Genomic DNA, 941 nt, shown 5'->3' on the forward strand with positions numbered 1-941 from the left:
GCGTCCGGTGGCCACGATCGCCGCATGCTTGCGGGCGATGTCCGGGTGGATCTCCGGGTCCGGGTTCGACAACGCGAACACGATCGAATCCTTGGCCATCGTCGCGATCAGCTCCTCCGGCACGGTGCCCGCGGACACCCCGAGGAACACATCCGCCCCGTCGAGGGCTTCGACGATGCCGCCGCGGCGGCCGGCCGGGTTGGTGCGCGCGGCCAGGTCGACCTTGACCGCGTTCAGGTCCTGGCGGTCGGCGGAGACGATGCCCTTCGAATCGAGGACCGTCACGTCGGCGATCCCCGCGGCGAGCAGGATGTTCGCGCAGGCGACACCGGCGGCGCCGGCACCGGAGATGACCACCCGCAGCTGGTGGAGGTCGCGGTCCTGGACCGTGACCGCACCCTCGAGGGCGGCCAGGACGACGATGGCGGTGCCGTGCTGGTCGTCGTGCATGACCGGGCAGTCCAGGGCCTCGATGACGCGCTTTTCGATCTCGAAGCAGCGCGGCGCGGAGATGTCCTCCAAATTGACCGCACCGAAGCTCGGGCGCAGCCGGATCAGGGTCTCGACGATCTCGTCGGGGTCCTTCGTGTCGAGGACCAGCGGGATCGAGTTCAGGCCCGCGAAGTTCTTGAACAGGGCGGACTTGCCCTCCATCACGGGCAGGGAGGCGCGGGGGCCGATGTCGCCGAGGCCGAGCACCGCGGAGCCGTCGGAGACGACGACGACGAGGCGGCTGGTCCAGGTGTACCGGTCGGCGAGGGTTTCGTCGGCGGCGATGGCGCGGGAGACCTGCGCGACACCGGGCGTGTAGGCGATGGACAGGGCGCGCTGCGTATCGAGGGCGGTCGTGGTCTCAACCGAGAGCTTCCCCCCGATGTGGCCGGCGAAGATCTCCTCGTCGGTCAGCTCGACCTTCTGCGGTGTGGTGGGTTCGGACACGA

Annotated in this window: 1 protein-coding gene; it reads right to left on the reverse strand. The window is 69.7% G+C overall.

Features of this window, described 5'->3' with window-relative positions; all coding sequences use genetic code 11:
• Positions 1-939, reverse strand: a 939-nt coding sequence (locus G9373_RS45425) for an NADP-dependent malic enzyme (protein WP_167121369.1), incomplete at its 3' end; no start/stop codon positions are given.
• Between the last annotated feature and the right edge of the window lie 2 nt (positions 940-941).

Source organism: Rhodococcus sp. A14 (genome assembly GCF_011603105.1).
Lineage (GTDB): Bacteria > Actinomycetota > Actinomycetes > Mycobacteriales > Mycobacteriaceae > Rhodococcus_F > Rhodococcus_F opacus.